Annotated in this window: 13 protein-coding genes and 1 pseudogene; 11 read left to right on the forward strand and 3 right to left on the reverse strand. The window is 63.8% G+C overall.

Annotated elements, in window-relative coordinates:
- Positions 1-57 precede the first annotated feature (57 nt).
- The gene (locus tag AB3X99_RS09385; RefSeq protein ID WP_342950338.1) at positions 58-480 is read left to right on the forward strand and encodes a CopD family protein; all 423 of its coding nucleotides are present in this window, start codon (positions 58-60) and stop codon (positions 478-480) included.
- Between the two features lie 65 nt (positions 481-545).
- Here AB3X99_RS09385 and AB3X99_RS09390 read toward each other — a convergent pair whose 3' ends face one another.
- A complete protein-coding gene (locus tag AB3X99_RS09390; protein WP_368605680.1) occupies positions 546-731 on the reverse strand; it encodes a hypothetical protein in 186 nt (61 codons plus the stop codon).
- 577 nt (positions 732-1308) lie between these two features.
- Here AB3X99_RS09390 and AB3X99_RS09395 point away from each other — a divergent pair.
- Both AB3X99_RS09395 and AB3X99_RS09400 read left to right on the forward strand, forming a co-directional pair.
- Positions 1309-1440 (forward strand): annotated as a pseudogene (locus AB3X99_RS09395) (ESPR domain-containing protein); the annotation flags it as partial.
- A 207-nt stretch (positions 1441-1647) separates the two neighbouring features.
- Positions 1648-4926 carry a YadA-like family protein gene (locus AB3X99_RS09400; RefSeq protein ID WP_368617036.1) on the forward strand — a complete coding sequence of 1093 codons (3279 nt, stop codon included), beginning with the start codon at positions 1648-1650 and terminating at the stop codon, positions 4924-4926.
- Positions 4927-5021: 95 nt separating this feature from the next.
- On the opposite strand, the gene AB3X99_RS09405 is transcribed toward AB3X99_RS09400, so the two are convergent.
- Positions 5022-5879, reverse strand: coding sequence for a MurR/RpiR family transcriptional regulator (locus AB3X99_RS09405; protein WP_368616742.1), 858 nt, complete (start codon positions 5877-5879; stop codon positions 5022-5024).
- A 289-nt stretch (positions 5880-6168) separates the two neighbouring features.
- Between AB3X99_RS09405 and edd the strand changes: the two genes are divergently transcribed.
- The 4 genes from edd (at position 6169) to AB3X99_RS09425 (ending at position 10962) form a co-directional block, all read left to right on the forward strand.
- Positions 6169-8082, forward strand: a complete 1914-nt coding sequence (gene edd / locus AB3X99_RS09410) for a phosphogluconate dehydratase (protein WP_342947641.1) — start codon at positions 6169-6171, stop codon at positions 8080-8082.
- A gap of 2 nt (positions 8083-8084) precedes the next feature.
- Positions 8085-8726, forward strand: coding sequence for a bifunctional 4-hydroxy-2-oxoglutarate aldolase/2-dehydro-3-deoxy-phosphogluconate aldolase (gene eda / locus AB3X99_RS09415; RefSeq protein WP_069268430.1), 642 nt, complete (start codon positions 8085-8087; stop codon positions 8724-8726).
- Positions 8727-9022: 296 nt separating this feature from the next.
- Entirely contained in the window at positions 9023-10384 is a 1362-nt protein-coding gene (locus AB3X99_RS09420) for a GntP family permease (RefSeq protein WP_069268431.1), read from the forward strand.
- A 68-nt stretch (positions 10385-10452) separates the two neighbouring features.
- Positions 10453-10962 (forward strand): gluconokinase, encoded by a 510-nt coding sequence (locus AB3X99_RS09425; protein WP_069268432.1) that lies wholly within the window; start codon positions 10453-10455, stop codon positions 10960-10962.
- A gap of 96 nt (positions 10963-11058) precedes the next feature.
- Here AB3X99_RS09425 and purB read toward each other — a convergent pair whose 3' ends face one another.
- The gene (gene purB, locus AB3X99_RS09430) at positions 11059-12447 is read right to left on the reverse strand and encodes an adenylosuccinate lyase (RefSeq protein ID WP_342947643.1); all 1389 of its coding nucleotides are present in this window, start codon (positions 12445-12447) and stop codon (positions 11059-11061) included.
- A 254-nt stretch (positions 12448-12701) separates the two neighbouring features.
- Here purB and AB3X99_RS09435 point away from each other — a divergent pair, with 254 nt between their 5' ends.
- The 4 genes from AB3X99_RS09435 (at position 12702) to AB3X99_RS09450 (ending at position 18190) form a co-directional block, all read left to right on the forward strand.
- Entirely contained in the window at positions 12702-14504 is a 1803-nt protein-coding gene (locus tag AB3X99_RS09435) for a tetratricopeptide repeat protein (protein WP_368616743.1), read from the forward strand.
- 99 nt (positions 14505-14603) lie between these two features.
- Positions 14604-15560 carry a LysR family transcriptional regulator gene (locus tag AB3X99_RS09440; protein WP_368616744.1) on the forward strand — a complete coding sequence of 319 codons (957 nt, stop codon included), beginning with the start codon at positions 14604-14606 and terminating at the stop codon, positions 15558-15560.
- Between the two features lie 203 nt (positions 15561-15763).
- Positions 15764-17050, forward strand: a complete 1287-nt coding sequence (locus AB3X99_RS09445) for a Glu/Leu/Phe/Val dehydrogenase (RefSeq protein WP_324140937.1) — start codon at positions 15764-15766, stop codon at positions 17048-17050.
- 246 nt (positions 17051-17296) lie between these two features.
- Complete coding sequence (locus AB3X99_RS09450) at positions 17297-18190, forward strand: glutamate/aspartate ABC transporter substrate-binding protein (RefSeq protein WP_069268436.1); 894 nt, start codon at positions 17297-17299, stop codon at positions 18188-18190.
- The last annotated feature ends 36 nt before the right edge of the window (positions 18191-18226 follow it).

Raw genomic sequence — 18226 nt, forward strand, 5'->3', positions numbered from 1 at the left:
GGCGCACGGCGTAGCGCCCCGCCTCGTTGCACAATCGCTCACGAAGAAGAAAAAATAATGTCGATGCTCTGGGTCAAGACGTTTCACATCGTGCTGATCGCCTCGTGGTTCGCGGGCCTGTTCTACCTGCCGCGCATCTTCGTGAATCTCGCGATGGAAACCGAGCCTGCGGCCGTCAAGCGTCTGCTCATCATGGCGCGCAAGCTCTACCGCTTCATGACGATGATCGCCGTGCCCGCGCTGCTATGCGGACTGTGGCTGTGGCTCGTGGTGGGCATTGGGCGCGGCCAGGGCTGGATCCACGCGAAAGTGGGCGTGGTGTTGCTGCTCATCGTCTATCACGCGTACTGCGGACGTTTGCTCAAGACCTTCGAGCGCGGCGAAAACCGCCGCTCCGACAAGTGGTATCGCATGTTCAACGAGCTTCCCGTGCTCGGCATGCTGGCTGCGGTGGCGCTGGCTGTCATCAAGCCGTTCTGAATCACTGACGCACTCACGCCGCCACTGCGGCCCGTAATTCAGCTTTTTCCCGCGCGCGGGCGCCGTCAGATAGCGCCCGCTGTCTCGCGGCGCATGCGGGCCGCTACGACACGCCCGCTGTACGCCTGCTTCACGAGCACGTCAGTGAAGCGATACTCGATCGCCTCCAGGCCTGCCGCAGGTGTGTAACCGTTGATGCCGCTCGCCACGGCGATATTGTCGAGCACCTGCAAACCCGCGTCGCTCAGCACGTGCGCCCCCGGTATCCGATAAATCCCGGCGGATAGCCTGAAGTTTAATATTTATTGAAAAATACCTGACAATTGCGGATGCAATTGGGATTGATTTGTAGGATTTCTTAAAAGGCGTAGGAGATTTTTTTCATATAAAGACAAGGGCTGTTTTTCTGTAATTCGATTCCGTGTAATTGGCGAAAATAAATGGAAATTTCCTGCTACCTCTGCTGTTCTTATCTCGATCTTTGAGAACATTGCTGACCCCTGCGAACTGTCGCTATTGCCTTTTCTGATTGTGTGCCTCGGCCCTTTTTCATCGCCCTTTTTGCTTTAAGAGTTCTCTTATTCTCCCTGTGACTTCGAATTCGTAAAGTTGCTCCTGTAATCGCATATTGGTCCGATAAAGCTGTAGGGAATCCCTCAGTTGTCGGAATTATCGAGCCATGGCGTGTTCGACGCAGATCGTTGGCTTTAATGGGCCAGATGATTTTCTTTACAGAAGGAAATTGCCGACAGATTGCCCGCGCGCATCGGGTTGTGACGCCTGCGGGTATCACTCGGTCGGTACTCCCTCGATTCACCAGGGCCAGGAATGAACAGGACATACAAATCAGTCTGGAACGAGATCACAAGAACTTGGGTTGCAGCGGCGGAAAACGCAAAAGGCAAGCGCAAAGGCAAGGGCAACGTGAAGGCGATGGCGATTGCCGTCGCGGTGCTGGGCGTGGCCAGCCAGGCGCACGCCTATACCGCCGGCGGAAGCGGCGACACCGCGCCGAATGACAGTGGCATTGATTCAAACCTTGCGATTGGCTCGAACGCCTATGCGGCTGATACATCAAATACGTATCTGATTCCAGGGGATGGCCGCTCTCTGCGGGAGTACAACCTTGCGATCGGCGCCAGTGCCAGTGCAACAGGCTCAGGAACAATGGCAATCGGCCAATACACGCTTGCCAGTGGCCAGAATGCGGGTGTGGTTGGCTTCGGTGCCACCGCTACGGGTGCATTTGGAACCGTGGTCGGTTCGCTCGGAACGGCAGCCGGCACCGCCAGCACCGCTCTGGGCTACCAGACAGTCGCAAGTGGGGATTTTTCTGCCGCAATGGGCAGTTACAACAAGGCGTTGGGCTATGCGTCGGTCGCGATGGGCGCGTCGACAACTGCGACTGGCGACAAATCGGTTGCCATCGGCAGCTACTCCACGACAGTCGGTGATGGCTCGGTGGCGATAGGCAGGAGTGCCGTCGCGACCAATGCAAACGACGTGGCGCTGGGCGGTGGTGCGACTACAGCAACCGTGGTGAACACGGCAGGCGTGACGATCGGCGGCAATAGCTATTCGTTCGCAGGCACGAACGCGAAGAGCACGATCTCGGTGGGTTCGGCGGGCAAGGAGCGCACGCTCACCAACGTCGCGGCAGGCCAACTGACGGCTGCGTCGACCGACGCGGTGAATGGCTCGGAACTGTTCGCGACCAACCAGCAGGTCACGCAGAACACAACCGACATCAGCAACCTGCAGGGCGACGTCACGAACATCAACGGCCAGCTGGCCGATGCGGTGATGTACGACACGTCGACGCACGACTCGGTGACGCTGGGCGGCACGGATGCGACCACGCCGGTGGCCTTGCACAACGTGGCGGCGGGCGCAGTCTCGGCGACGAGCTTCGACGCGGTGAACGGCTCTCAGCTGTACAACCTGGCCAGTTCGACGGCGGATTCGTTCGGCGGCGGCTCGACGGTGAACAGCGATGGCTCGATCTCGAACCCGACGTATAACGTGGGTGGAGACACCTACAACAGCGTAGGTGGGGCGATTACGAACCTGGATGCCCGCGTGACACAGAACACGACCGACATCACGAACCTGCAAGGCGACATCACGAACATTAATGGCCAGCTCGCCGATGCGGTGATGTATGACACGTCGACGCACGACTCGGTCACGCTGGGCGGCGCGGACGCGACCACGCCGGTGGCCTTGCACAACGTGGCGGCGGGCGCAGTCTCGGCGACGAGCTTCGACGCGGTGAACGGCTCCCAGTTGTACAACCTGGCCAGCTTGACGGCGAATTCGTTCGGCGGCGGCTCGACGGTGAACAGCGATGGCTCGATCTCGAACCCGACGTATAACGTGGGCGGAAACACCTACAACAACGTAGGTGGTGCGATCACGAACCTCGATGGCCGCGTGACACAGAACACGACCGACATCACGAACCTGCAAGGCGACATCACGAACATCAACGGCCAGCTGGCCGATGCGGTGATGTACGACACGTCGACGCACGACTCGGTGACGCTGGGCGGCACGGATGCGACCACGCCGGTGGCCTTGCACAACGTGGCGGCGGGCGCAGTCTCGGCGACGAGCTTCGACGCGGTGAACGGCTCCCAGTTGTACAACCTGGCCAGCTCGACGGCGGATTCGTTCGGCGGCGGCTCGACGGTGAACAGCGATGGCTCGATCTCGAACCCGACGTATAACGTGGGTGGAGACACCTACAACAGCGTAGGTGGTGCGATTACGAACCTCGATGGCCGCGTGACACAGAACACGACCGACATCACGAACCTGCAAGGCGACGTCACGAACATCAATGGCCAGCTGGCCGATGCAGTGATGTACGACACGTCGAAGCACAGCTCGGTCACGCTGGGCGGCACGGATGCGACCACGCCGGTGGCGCTGCACAACGTGGCAGCGGGTCAAGTCTCGGCGACGAGCTTCGACGCGGTGAACGGTGCGCAGCTATACGAGACGGTGACGTACGACACGTCGACGCACGACTCGGTGACGCTGGGCGGCGCGGTCCATGCTCCCGTCGTGCTGACGAACGTGGCGAATGCTGCGCTGAACGCCACGAGCCTCGAGGCGGTGAACGGCTCGCAGCTCTACGCACTGGGCGCGAAGACCGATGCGGCGGGCAACATCACCAACGCGTTCGTCGCGTATGACGACACGTCGCTCAATACGGTCACGTTCGGCGGCTCGGGTCATGCGCCGGTCGTTTTGCACAACGTGGCGAACGGCGTGGATGCGAACGATGCGGTGAACGTTGCCCAGCTCGAAGCGATGGGAGCGAAGATCGATCCGTCGGGCAACATCTCGAACGCGTTTGTCGCCTACGACGACACATCGCTGAACTCGGTTACGCTTGGCGGGTCGCTGGATCACACGCCGGTTGCGCTGCACAACGTAGCGAACGGTGTCGTTGCGGCAAGCAGTACGGACGCCGTGAACGGCGGCCAGCTCTACGGTGTTGCATCGAGCACGGCCAGCGCGCTGGGCGGTGGTTCGACGGTCAACCCCGATGGCTCGATCTCGGCACCGACGTACGTCGTGGGGGGCAACACTTACAACGACGTGGGTGGCGCGATCTCGAACATCGATGGCCGCGTAACGAACATCGAGCAGACGGTGACCAACATCTCTGGCCAGGTGGCGAACGCGGTCCAGTACGACTCGTCGGCACACGACAAGGTCACGCTGGGCGGCACGGATTCGACGACGCCGGTCAAGCTGACCAACCTGCAGGACGCTGAACTCTCGGCGTCGAGCACGGACGCCGTCACGGGCTCGCAGTTGTACGCCACGAACGTCGTGGTCTCGAACCTGAATCAGCAGATTCAGAACATCAGCGTCAACGGTACTGAGTATCTGTCGACCAATACGACGAGCGGCGCGGCTTCGGCCACGGGCGCCAGCTCGATCGCGGCAGGCGGCGGTGCGATTGCCTCGGGTCCGAACGCGACGGCGATTGGCGACTCGGCGAAGGCCACGGGCAACAACTCGGTAGCGCTCGGTGCAAATTCGATCGCGGACGAGGACAACACCGTGTCCGTGGGCTCGCAAGGCAACGAGCGACGGATCGCCCATGTCGCGAATGGCGTCAACGCTACCGATGCGGTGAACATGGGGCAGCTGCAGAGCGGCTTGAATGGGCTCCAGAGCAACGTCAACTCGGTGGCGCGCAACGCCTACGGCGGTATCGCGGCGGCAACCGCGCTGACAATGATCCCGGAAGTCGATCAGGGCAAGACCGTCGCGGTCGGTATCGGCACAGCCAACTTCCAGGGCTATCAAGCAGTGGCGCTCGGCGCATCGGCGCGCATCACACAGAACCTCAAGGTGAAAGTGGGCGGCGGTTATGCATCGGCAGGCGGTGCCACGGTCGGCGGCGGTATGTCGTACCAGTGGTAAGCGTCTGAGGCTCAATCGGTTGCGGTCTGGGCCGAAATGCAGAGCGGACTCCCTCGGGAGTCCGCTTGTTTTGTTGGGCACCTTCTGGTCCGCCGTTAGCCAATCGGGTCCAGCCTTCTTCGCGCGATGATTTCCTTCGCATCTGCGAGTTTCTCAGCCAGCTCCGGACCGCGCTGCAGCGCCACCCCCACCGCGAGTATGTCGCCGATCGCGAGATGCGACGTCCGCGACGTCATCGGCGAGAAGACGTCGGTGTCTTCGTCGACATTCGCGTGCAGGCCGACGCTCGCCAGGCGCGCGAGCGGCGACGTGCCATGCGTGATGGCGATTACCTTTGCGCCGCGATCGAGCGCCGTGCGCGCGGCATCCACGATGTCGCGCGTGCGCCCCGTGTTCGAGATCGCCACCACGACATCGCCGGGGCCGAGCAGCGCCGCCGACATCAGAAACGTTTGTGGGTCCGAATACGCGACGCTAGGCATGCCGAGGCGAAAGAACTTGTGCTGCATGTCCTGTGCAGCGATGCCCGAGCCACCCGCACCATAGAACTCGATACGCGCCGCGTGAGCGAGCAGGCCAATCGCCGCGGCGAGCGAGTCCGTCGATAGATTGTTGCGCACCTGCAGAAGCGCGCCAATGGTGCGGTCGAGCACCTTGGCCGCGACGCCCGGTACCGGCTCGTCCGGGCTCACATCGCGGTAGACGGCCGGATGTTCAGAGGGCAGATCCGCGGCAACGGCCTGCGCGAGGCGAATCTTGAACTCCCGGAATCCGGAAAATCCCAACGCATGGCAAAACCGCGCGATGGTCGGCTGGCTCACGCCTGCGCGCTCGGCAACCTCGGTCATCGACAGATCGAGCACCTCGCGAGGCGCCTGAATCACGTAATCGGCGAGCTTGCGCTCCGAAGGGCGCAACTGCTCGCGCATGGCTTTCACCTGGGACAGCAGCATCAGGAAACTCGCACTATGCTGAAAGATCCGTGGACTATAACGGATCGGACGGTATGTACAAAAACTACAGGATCGACGTTTGCTCCTTTTCAGTTCCTGCGCGCATCAACGCGCAAGGCCTGTAAATAATGAGACTAGGCGGTCGTTTACCGTCGCGCTCCCAGGGTCTTACGGGATTGTCGTCGTGTAGTTTTTCTACTAACATCGCGCCATCGCTGTCTGGTGCGCCCAAGGGCGCACCAGATCTGGCCCCGAGCGTCCCCGCCGTGACAAGAAGGAAGGAGATTCGATGGTTTCCCTGCATTCTCAATTGATGAAGGTCACGCAGCGCGTGATCGAGCGCAGCAAGCCCACGCGCGAGGCCTATCTGGCGCGCATCGCGGCGGCTCAGGACCGGTTCCCGGCGCGCGGCGCGCTCTCATGCGCGAATCTTGCCCACGGTTTCGCCGGCCTCGAGGGGCGCGACAAGATCTCGATCAAGTCGATTCGCGAGCCCAATATCGGCATCGTCTCGGCATACAACGAGATGCTCTCGGCTCACGCGCCTTACAAGGATTTCCCCGACATCATCAAGAAGGCGGCCCGCGAAGGCGGCGGCGTCGCGCAGTTCGCGGGCGGCGTGCCGGCGATGTGCGATGGCGTCACGCAAGGCAACGCCGGCATGGAGCTGTCACTCTTTTCGCGTGAAGTGATCGCGATGAGCACGGCCGTCGCGCTCACGCACAACATGTTCGATGCGGCGCTGTGCCTCGGCGTGTGCGACAAGATCGTGCCGGGCCTCCTGATCGGCGCGCTGCAATTCGGCCACCTGCCGACCATTTTCGTGCCCGCCGGCCCGATGACGAGCGGCATCACGAACGACGACAAGGCCAAGGTGCGCCAGCAGTTCGCCACGGGCCAGTGCGACCGCGCGGCGCTGCTCGAATCGGAGGCCGCCGCGTATCACGGCCACGGCACCTGCACGTTCTACGGCACGGCCAACAGCAACCAGATGCTCATGGAGATCATGGGCCTGCATCTGCCGGGTTCGGCCTTCATCCATCCGCATACGCCGTTGCGCGACGAACTCACCGCTGCGGCGGCGCGCCGCGTGCTCGAGCTCACCGTCGAGCGCGGCCACTACACGCCGATCGGCCACGTGGTCGACGAGAAGGCCGTGATCAACGGCATCGTCGCGCTGATGGCGACGGGCGGCTCGACCAACCACACGCTGCACCTCGTGGCGATGGCACGGGCGGCGGGCATCATCATCGACTGGAACGACTTCGACGTGCTGTCGGACGCCGTGCCGCTGCTCGCGCGCGTCTATCCGAACGGCAAGGCCGACGTGAATCATTTCCATGCGGCGGGCGGCATCGCCTTCCTCGTGCGCGAACTGCTCGACGGCGGGTTGCTGCACGAAGACGTGAATACCGTCGCGGGTCGTGGGCTGCGTCACTACACCGAGGAGCCGAAGCTCATCGACGGCAAGCTCACCTGGGTGCCGGCGGTCGAGAAGAGCGCCGACGAGAGCGTGCTGCGTCCGCTGCCGACGCCGTTCCAGCCGGACGGCGGGCTGCGCCTGATGCAGGGGCGTCTGGGTCGCGGCGTCATCAAGGTTTCCGCGGTCGCGCCGGAGCGCCGCAAGGTGCGTGCGCCCGCCATCGTGTTCGATTCGCAGGAAGCCGTGCAGGAAGCGTTCGACCGCGGTGAACTCGAGCGCGATTTCGTGGCCGTCGTGCGCTTCCAGGGCGCGCGCGCGAATGGCATGCCGGAGCTGCACCGCCTCACGCCGTTGCTCGGCGTGCTGCAGGACAAGGGCTTTCACGTGGCGCTCGTGACTGACGGACGCATGTCGGGCGCGTCGGGCAAGGTGCCCGCAGTCATCCACGTTTCGCCGGAAACGCTGCTGCACGGCCCGATCGGCAAGGTGCGCGACGGCGATACGATCGTGATCGACGCGGTGGAAGGCGTGCTCGACATCGAAGTCGATGCTGCCGAGTGGGACGCCCGTCCGGTCGCGCAACCCGCGCATCAGGAACTCAATGAAGTGGGCTTTGGCCGCGAGCTGTTCGGCGTGTTCCGCGCCACCGCCGCGCCGGCGGAGCTGGGCGCCACGGTGTTCGGTCCGCTCGTGGGCGAGCAGGCCGCGCCCGCACCGGCTGTTGCAACTGCGCATGCGCCGGCCCACGCCGCGAACTCAATTCATCATCAAGGAGCCTGAACATGGCAAATCGCACAGTCGCCGACATCGTTCGCCTCGGTCCCGTCATCCCGGTGCTCGCGTTCGATACGCCGGAGCAGGGCGAGCACGTTTCCCGCGCGCTCCATGCGGGCGGCGTGAAGGTGCTCGAAATCACGCTGCGCACGAAGGCCGGCCTCGAAGCGATCGAGCGCGCCGCGAAGATCGCGCCGGACATCGTCGTGGGCGTGGGTACGATCACGAAGCCTGAGCACTGCGCGCTCGCGAAGCAGGCCGGCGCACAGTTCGGCGTTTCGCCGGGCCTCACGCGCGAGATCCATCAGGCTTCGCTCGACGCGGGCCTGCCGCTGCTGCCGGGCGTGATGACGCCGACCGACATCATCGTCGCGATGGAACTGGGCTACGAGATCGTCAAGTTCTTCCCGGCGGTTCCGGCCGGTGGCCTGAACATGCTGCAGGCCTTCCACGGCCCGTTCCCGACGCTGAAGTTCTGCCCGACGGGCGGTATCAGCGCCGAATCCGCGCCGACCTTCCTCGCGTTGCCCAACGTGGTCTGCGTGGGCGGTTCGTGGCTCACGCCGAAGGCCGCCATCGCCGCGCAGAACTGGGACGAAGTCACGCGCCTTGCGCACGCCGCGAGCGAGCTGTCGCGTCCGGTGCGCTAAAAGAACGCGTCTCTTTGATGCGCTGACGCGCGCCGCATGCTGCGGCGCAACGAAGACCGGAATGCCGCGCCCCTTCGGTACGAGGGGCGTGCAACGAGCCGCGCGAACGGCGCCTTTCAGGCGCGCGCTTTGCGCGGCTCGCGTGTCTTTCAAGCACGCTGCACCAAAAGTCGTTATAAGCTCTACAATCCCCGGCCCGGCGACGGCCGGCTTTTGTCCCGCGCGCGCCGCTGCGGCGCTCATCCGTCGCCGCACAGGGCAAAAGGACTTCGAACAACTACCTGGAGAGGAGCCTCATGGGAGTGGCCCACGGCAGCATGCTGCTGATTTACGCGCTCGTCGCGATCGCCGCGCTGATCCTGCTGATCACGCGCTTCAAGGTTTATCCGTTTCTCGTCCTGATCATCGTTTCGCTGCTGCTCGGCCTCGCCGTCGGCATGCCGATGGATCAGATCGTCAAGTCGTTCGAAACCGGCAACGGCAACACGCTCGGCCACATCGCCATCGTGGTGGGCCTTGGCACGATGCTCGGCAAGATGATGGCGGAGTCGGGCGGCGCCGAGCGCGTTGCCACGACGCTCATTCGCTGGTTCGGCGAGAAGAACATTCACTGGGCCATGATGGTCGTTGCGATCATCGTCGGCCTGCCGGTGTTCTTCGAAGTCGGCTTCGTGCTGCTCATTCCGATCGCGTTCAACGTCGCCAAGCGCACCGGCAAGTCGCTGCTGCTGATCGGCCTGCCGATGGTGGCGGGCCTTTCGGTCGTGCACGGGCTGATTCCACCGCACCCGGCCGCGCTCCTCGCCGTGCAGGCGTATCACGCCGACATCGGCAAGACCATCGCTTACGGCCTGATGGTGGGCGTGCCCACGGCGATCATCGCCGGGCCGCTTTTCGCGCTCTTCATTCACCGCTACATCAAGCTGCCCGAGAGCAATCCGCTTTCCGAGCAGTTCGTGAGCAAGGCCGACCCCAAGCCCGATAGCGAGCTGCCGGGCTTCGGCGTTACGCTCTTCACGATCCTGCTGCCCGTGATCCTCATGCTGATCGGCAGCTGGGCCGATCTCGTGTTCGAGCCGAAAACGTTGCCCAACAACTTGTTGCACTTTATCGGCACCTCGGACGTCGCGCTGCTGATCGCCGTGCTGGTAAGCTTCTGGACCTTCGGCGCGCAACGCGGCTTCACGCGCGAGCAGATCCAGAAGTTCTGCGGCGACTGTCTCGCGCCGATCGCGGGCATCACGCTGATCGTGGGCGCGGGCGGCGGCTTTGGCCGCGTGCTGATGGACAGCGGCGTGTCGAAGCAGATCGTCGAGCTGGCGCAGAACGAACATCTGTCGCCGCTGCTGCTCGGCTGGCTCGTCGCCGCGCTGATCCGTCTCGCCACGGGCTCGGCCACGGTCGCCATGACCACGGCCTGCGGCATCGTCGCGCCGATCGCGTCGGCCAGCGCCATGACCGTGAAGCCGGAGCTGCTCGTGCTCGCCACGGGCTCGGGCTCGCTGATCTTCTCGCACGTCAACGACGGCGGATTCTGGCTGATCAAGGAGTATTTCGGCATGAGCGTCGTGCAGACGTTCAAGACATGGTCACTACTGGAGACCATTATTTCGCTGCTGGGCCTCGGGCTTACCTTCGCCCTCGCAGCGGTGGTGTAACGCGCAACTATGTTGCATGGGACCGGAGTCAGCGCTAAAGCGCTCACTCCGTTCGACAGGAGCAGTAAATGATTTTGATAGCGATGGGCGTGTCGGGCGCAGGCAAGACACGCATCGGCGAATTGCTCGCCGAGCGCCTCAAGTGCACCTTCACCGACGGCGACGCCTTCCACAGCGAAGCCAACAAGAAGAAGATGCACGACGGCATTCCCCTCACCGACGACGACCGCTGGCCATGGCTGCGTACGATTCGCGCGGCGATCGAGGAGAAGCAGCGCGCCCACGAAACGGCCGTGTTCACCTGCTCGTCGCTCAAGCGCTCGTATCGCGACGTCTTGCGCGGCAACGACCATGACGTGTGCTTCGTCTACCTGAAGGGCTCGTTCGAAGTGCTGCACGAGCGCCTCGCTTCGCGTACCGGACACTTCTTCGACCCGTCGCTGCTGCAAAGCCAGCTCGACACGCTCGAAGAGCCGGGCGCGGACGAGGCGATCGAGGTCAGCATCGAGCTCACGCCCGAGCAGATCGTCGACGAGGTGATGAAGCAGATGCAAACGCGCGGCAATCAGGCATCCTGATCTCGCGGCTATGCACGATCATGCGATCGTGCGGCGGTAAACGAAAAAGCGCTCGATTCGATCGAGCGCTTTTTTTATGGCCTTGCGATGTCGCGATTACGAAATGCGCTTCGCCAGTTCCGCCGCCTTGCCGACGTACGACGCAGGCGTCATCTCCAGCAGACGCTTCTTCGCGTCCTCAGGAATCGCCAGACCGTTCACGAACGTCTGCAGCGCTTCGCGCGTAATGCCCTTGCCGCGCGTGAGTTCCTTCAACTGCTCGTATGGGTTCTCGATGCCGTAGCGGCGCATGACCGTCTGCACCGGCTCGGCCAGCACTTCCCACGTGGCGTCGAGGTCGTCGTTCAGGCGCTGCGGGTTCACTTCGAGCTTGTCCAGACCGCGGATCAGCGCGTCGTACGCGAGCAGCGAATAGCCGAATGCGACGCCGATGTTGCGCAGCACCGTCGAGTCGGTGAGGTCGCGCTGCCAGCGCGAGACGGGCAGCTTGTCGGCGAGGTGGCGCAGCGTGGCGTTCGCGAGGCCGAGGTTGCCTTCCGAGTTTTCGAAGTCGATCGGGTTGACCTTGTGCGGCATGGTCGACGAGCCGATTTCGCCGGCCTTCGTCTTCTGCTTGAAGTAGCCGAGCGAGATATAGCCCCAGACGTCGCGGTCGAGGTCGAGCAGGATCGTGTTCGCGCGCGCGACGGCGTCGAACAGTTCCGCCATGTAGTCGTGCGGCTCGATCTGGATCGTGTACGGGTTGAACGTGAGCTTCAGGCGCTGCTCGACGACTTCCTTCGAGAAGGCTTCCCAGTCGAATTCCGGATACGCCGAGAGATGCGCGTTGAAGTTGCCGACCGCGCCATTCATCTTGCCGAGCAGTTCGACCTTCTCGATGCGCTGGATCGCACGCGCGAGACGCGCCGCGACGTTGGCGATTTCCTTGCCGAGCGTCGTGGGACTGGCCGGCTGGCCGTGCGTGCGCGAGAGCATCGGCTGCTCGGCGTGCGTGTGCGCGAGCGCGACGAGACGCTGATGCACCGAGCGCAGCGCCGGCAGGATCACGTGCTCGCGTGCGCCCGCGAGCATCAGGCCGTGCGACGTGTTGTTGATGTCTTCCGAGGTGCAGGCGAAGTGGATGAACTCGCTTGCGCGCTCCAGTTCCGGCTGACCCTTCACCGACTCCTTGAGCCAGTACTCCACGGCCTTCACGTCGTGGTTCGTCACGCGCTCGATGTCCTTGATGCGCGCGGCGTCGTGCGCCGTGAAGTTTTCGGCGAGCTTGAGCAGGAATTGCTCCGAGGCTGCCGAGAAGCGCGGCACTTCCGCGAAACCGGCCTGCGAGAGCGCGATCAGCCAGTGGATTTCCACGGTCACGCGGTTGCGCATGAACGCGGCTTCCGAGAGCCAGTCGCGCAGCGCTTCGGTTTTCGAGGCGTAGCGGCCGTCGAGCGGGGAGAGCGCGTTGAGCGCGAAGAGGGTATCGGGACGAGTGTCGGACATGATGGGGACGTAACGTGGCGCGTTACGCTCAGTTGGCAGTCGGTTGCAGTCGGATTCGAGACCGCGGGAACCCGAGATTTTATCACCTTGCCGACAGTGGCCGAGGCCGACGCTGTCAGCAACGGCAAAGCGCCGGCCTGGGACGCACCCCGAGGGATTCAGTCGTATCGGCCTGTTAACGAGATGGCACGTTTTGAGACGGATATAGAGTGCGCTCACGTCAAAAGTTTGCGTTTAATCAAATACCTGCCGCCATGACTCCCGATGCTCCCATTCTCGCTACCGGCGAGGCCGCTGACCTGGTCGAAGCCGGCCTGGCTTGCCACCGCGCGGGCCGGATCGACGACGCCCACGGTTACTATCAGTCCGCGCTCGCGGCGCACCCCGAAGATCCCGGCGCACTGCACTATCTGGGCGTGATCGCGCTCGGCCGCGGCCAACTGCGGGATGCCGCCGCGCTGATGGATCGCGCGCTCGCGCAGAAGCCTGACAGCGCCGAATATCTGGCCAACCGTGGCGTGGTCGCGCACCGCCTTGGCGACCATGCAGGCGCCGCCGTCTTGCAGCGCAAGGCGCTGGGGCTCGCCCCCGGCTTCGCGAACGCGCACAACAATCTCGGCAATGCGCTGATGGAACTGAGCGATCTCGCGGGCGCGGCGCAGCATTATCGGCATGCGCGTTCGCTGGAGCCGCAATCCGCCCACTTCGCGTTCAACCTCGGGCGCGCGCTGGAAGCCACCGGCGAAAAAGACGCCGCACTCGCGCAGTTGCGCACCGCCGCCGCGCTCGATCCCCGCGATCCGAAGACGTTAATCCACATGGGCCGGCTGCTACGCTCAATGGAGAAGCACGCTGACGCGGCCGCCTGCTTCGAGGCCGTGATCGCGCGCGAGCCCGACAACGCGCTCGCGCTCTTCGAACTCGGCTATGCCTACGACGCGATGCACCGCTACGAAGCGGCAATCCCGCTTTACCGGCGTGCCGCGGAACTCAAGCCCGATGGGGCGGGCATCGTCAACAATCTGGCCTTCGCGCTGACCGCGCTGGCGCGCTACGACGAAGCGGAGATCGGCTATCGCCGCGCACTGGCGCTGAACCCCGACTTGCCGGAATCGCGCTTTCAACTCGGCATGCTGATGCTGCGGCGCGAAGACTACGCCGGCGGCTGGCCGCTCTTCGAGAACCGCAAGCTCACCTCGACCGCGAGAGCCAACTACCGCAAGCTGCCGTGCCCGGAGTGGCAGGGCGAGCCGCTGCGAGGCAAGCGTTTCCTGATCTGCCGCGAGCAGGGCATGGGCGATCAGATCCAGTTCCTGCGCTATGCGAGCCTGCTGGCGCAGATGGGCGCGCGGGTTCACGCGTGGGTCGCGCCGGAACTGGCATCGCTCGCGGCGACGGTGCCCGGCGTCGCACGCGTGCTCGACGCCGCGCCGAGCGACGGCGCCATCGCCTCGCAATACGACTACTGGTGCGACGTAATGAGCCTGCCGCTGAGGTTTCCCGGCCGGCCGATCTACGCCGACACGCCATACATGCGCGCCGATCCTGTGCGGGCCGCCGCCTGGCGCGCCCGCGTGAACGCACTGGCCGGCGCCGCGCAGCGCCGTATCGGGCTCGTCTGGGCGGGCAACCCGCGCCATCATTTCGACGCTTTCCGTTCCGTGCCGCTCAAGTCGCTTCTGCCACTGGCCGCGCTCACCGGCAACGCCTGGTTCGCGCTCCAGAAAGGCCCTGCGGCCGCGCAACTGGAGGCGATCGCGGGTCGCTGGCCGATGGATGCGCCAGGCGACGATCTGCACGACTTCGCGGCCACGGCGGCGCTCATCGAGACGCTCGATCTCGTCGTCACGGTAGATACGTCGGTCGCGCACCTCGCCGGCGCGCTCGGCAAGCCCGTTTGGGTGCTGCTCGCCGCGCAGCCCGACTGGCGCTGGGGCAAGGATCGCGCCGATTCGGTCTGGTATCCGTCGGCGCGCGTGTTTCGCCAGTCCACGCTCGGCGACTGGCGCGGCGTGGTCGCCGAACTGGAAGCCGCGCTTTCCGGGGCTTCCCGCTAAGGCGCCCGCCCGGCGCGCCGCGCGAAATTCGCCTGTGGGCGCCCAGGCGTGCGCTCGCGGGCCTAGAATGCGGACTTCTCATCCGCTCGCTGGCCCCGCATGGAACTCAAATGGCTCGAAGACTTCGTTTCGCTCGCGGAGACGCATAGTTTCAGTCGCTCGGCCGAACTGCGCCACGTGACGCAGCCGGCTTTCTCGCGCCGCATCCAGGCGCTCGAAGCGTGGCTTGGCACCGAGTTGATCGATCGTTCGGTTTATCCGACGCGCCTCACGGCTGCGGGCCAGGTCTTCTATGAGCAGGCGCTCGCGATGCTTTCGCAGTTTCACGAGGCGCGCACCCTGTTGCGCGGCCACACGGCCACGCCCGCGGCGACGATCGAGTTCGCGGTGCCGCATACGCTTTCGCTCACGTACTTTCCGCGCTGGCTGCAGCGCATCGAGGCGAAGCTCGGCCGCATCCACACGCGCCTGCGCGCGCTGAACGTGCACGACGCCGTGCTGTCACTCGTGGAAGGCGGCTGCGACCTCGTGATGGGCTATCACCACCCGAGCCACCCCGTCACGCTCGACCCCGCGCGCTACGACACGCTGACGCTCGGCATCGAGTCGATCAGCCCGTACTCGGCGCCGCAGCGCGCGGGGCGTGCGCGTTACACGCTGCCCGGCACGCCCGATGCGCCCGCACCGTATCTCTCCTATACGCCGAACGCGTATCTCGGCCGCATGACCGAGGTGATCGTTGCCAACGCACCGGCGCGGCTCTATCTGGACCGCGTGTACGAAACGGACATGGCGGAAGGCCTCAAGGCGATGACGCTGGCGGGTCACGGCATCGCCTTCTTGCCGCTCAGCGCGGTGGAAGACGCCGTGGCCCAGGGCGAACTGATCCGCCTCGACCGCGGCACGCGCGGCGTGCCGGAGGGCCAGTTCACGCTCGACATGGAGATCCGGCTCTATCGCGACAAGCTCGCGACGCAGGGCGACGATGCGCGCCAGGCGCTCGTGCGCGAACTGTGGGAGGCGGTCAGCGAGGAACTTGCGCAGGGCAGGCGCTGACGAAGCGCAAGCTGCACACACACACAACAGCCACGCAAACAGTCAGGCTATTTCAGTCTGTAAGGCCTCAACACTAGCCGCGCGACACGTTTTTTCGACTTCGGGGATGTTATGCACGAAAAGCATAACGGGATGATCAAACGGCATTGGATTTCACGTGGGCGTTTTCTGACAATGGCACCACTTGTTCGATCGGAGCGTTCATGTCATCCCAACTGCAGTCGGTTCCTTCCTATCTCCACGCCGACGATCTCGGCCCCTGGGGCAACTATCTTCGTCAGGTCGACCGCGTGGCGCCGTATCTCGGCTCGCTCTCGCGCTGGCTCGAAACGCTCAAGCGTCCGAAGCGTATCCTGATCGTCGACTGCCCCATCGAACTCGATAACGGCACCGTCGCGCACTTCGAAGGCTATCGTGTCCAGCACAACGTTTCGCGTGGTCCCGGCAAGGGCGGCGTGCGTTATCACCAGGACGTTACGCTCTCCGAAGTAATGGCGCTGTCCGCGTGGATGTCGGTGAAGAACGCTGCAGTGAACGTGCCGTACGGCGGCGCGAAGGGCGGTATCCGCGTCGATCCGCGCACGCTGTCGCGTGGCGAGCTCGAGCGCGTGACGCGTCGCTACACCAGCGAAATCGGCATCATCATCGGACCGAACACCGACATTCCTGCGCCGGACGTCAATACGAACGAGCAGATCATGGCGTGGATGATGGACACCTACTCGATGAACCAGGGCCAGACGGCCACGGGCGTCGTGACGGGCAAGCCCATCTCGCTCGGCGGCTCGCTCGGCCGTCGCGAAGCCACGGGCCGCGGCGTGTTCGTGGTCGGCTGCGAGGCTGCGCGCCGCACGGGTCTTTCGATCGACGGCGCACGCATTGCCGTGCAGGGCTTCGGCAACGTGGGCGGCATTGCCGCGCGCCTGTTCCAGGAAGCCGGCTCGAAGATCGTCGCCGTGCAGGACCATACCGGCTCGCTCTACAACTCGAGCGGCATGAGCGCGGAAGCGCTGCTCGAGCACGTCGCCAAGACGGGCGGCGTGGCAGGCTTCTCAGGCGCTGAAGTCATGGCGAACGACGAATTCTGGACCGTCGAAACCGACATTCTCATTCCGGCCGCGCTGGAAAACCAGATCACCGAGAAGAACGCGGGCAAGATCCGCACGAAGATCATCGTGGAAGGTGCGAACGGCCCGACCACGACGGCAGCCGACGACATCCTGCACGACAAGGGCGTGCTCGTGATCCCCGACGTGGTGGCGAATGCGGGCGGCGTGACCGTTTCGTACTTCGAGTGGGTGCAGGACTTCTCGAGCTTCTTCTGGACCGAGCACGAAATTAACGAACGTCTCGAACGCGTGATGCGCGAAGCCTTTACGGCCGTGTGGCAAGTGTCGAGCGAGCAGAAGGTCTCGATGCGTACCGCGGCGTTCATCGTGGCATGTAAGCGCATCCTGATGGCGCGCGAAATGCGTGGTCTGTATCCCTGATTGCACCCGGTCGGCAGGCGTCGCGACGCTGCACGCGGCGCCAGGCAAGGCGCACAGCGAAGTGACGAAACCGTGACTGCACCGTGACAGGTTTTTGCGCTGCACATCAAGGCGCATAGAAGGCGGACGTCCTCCACAAGGGGGCGTCCGCTTTCGCACATTCAGGCGTTGCGCCAGGGTCACTCTTGATGCTTTCAAAAAAATTACTTTGATAAACTGGCGGCGGTTCTTGTACCGGAGAAAACAATGCAAATGAAAAAGACCGCCGCACTGCTCGCACTCCTTGGTTGCGTCGCCACCAGCGCTTTCGCGCAGGACGCGGGCACGCTCAAGAAGATCAAGGACACGGGCGTCATCTCGCTGGGGCACCGCGAGTCGTCCATTCCTTTTTCGTACTACGACGACAAGCAGAATGTGATCGGCTACTCGCAAGACTACGCGATGAAGATCGTCGAGGCCGTCAAGCAGAAGCTGAACATGCCTAACCTGAAGGTCAAGATGGTGCCCATCACGTCGCAGAACCGTATTCCGCTCGTGCAGAACGGCACGGTGGACATCGAATGCGGCTCGACCACGAACAATGCCGAACGTCAGCAGCAGGCCGCGTTCTCGAACACGATCTTCGTGATCGGCACGCGCCTCATGACAAAGAAGGATTCGGGCGTCAAGGACTTCGCCGACCTCAAGGGCAAGACCGTCGTGACGACGGCGGGCACGACGTCCGAGCGCCTGCTGCGCAAGATGAACCAGGACAAGAGCATGGGCATGAACATCATCAGCGCGAAGGACCACGGCGAGTCGTTCATGACGCTCTCCACGGGCCGCGCAGTGGCGTTCATGATGGACGACGCGCTGCTCGCGGGCGAGCGCGCCAAGTCGAACAATCCGGGCGACTTCGTGATCGTCGGCCAGCCGCAGTCGCGTGAAGCGTACGGCTGCATGATGCGCAAGAACGACCCCGAGTTCAAGAAGGTCGCCGACGACGCCATCGCCAAGGTCCAGACCTCGGGCGAAGGCGAAACGATCTACAAGAAGTGGTTCGAGTCGCCGATCCCGCCGAAGGGTCTCAACCTGAACTTCCCGATGAGCGAGGACATGAAAGCGCTGTTCAAGAATCCGAACGACAAGGCGATCGATTAACACGGCCCCGGCCGTTCGACCCGCATTTAGCGTTTA

The sequence above is a fragment of the Paraburkholderia sp. BR10882 genome, assembly GCF_040948855.1.
GTDB lineage: Bacteria > Pseudomonadota > Gammaproteobacteria > Burkholderiales > Burkholderiaceae > Paraburkholderia > Paraburkholderia nodosa_A.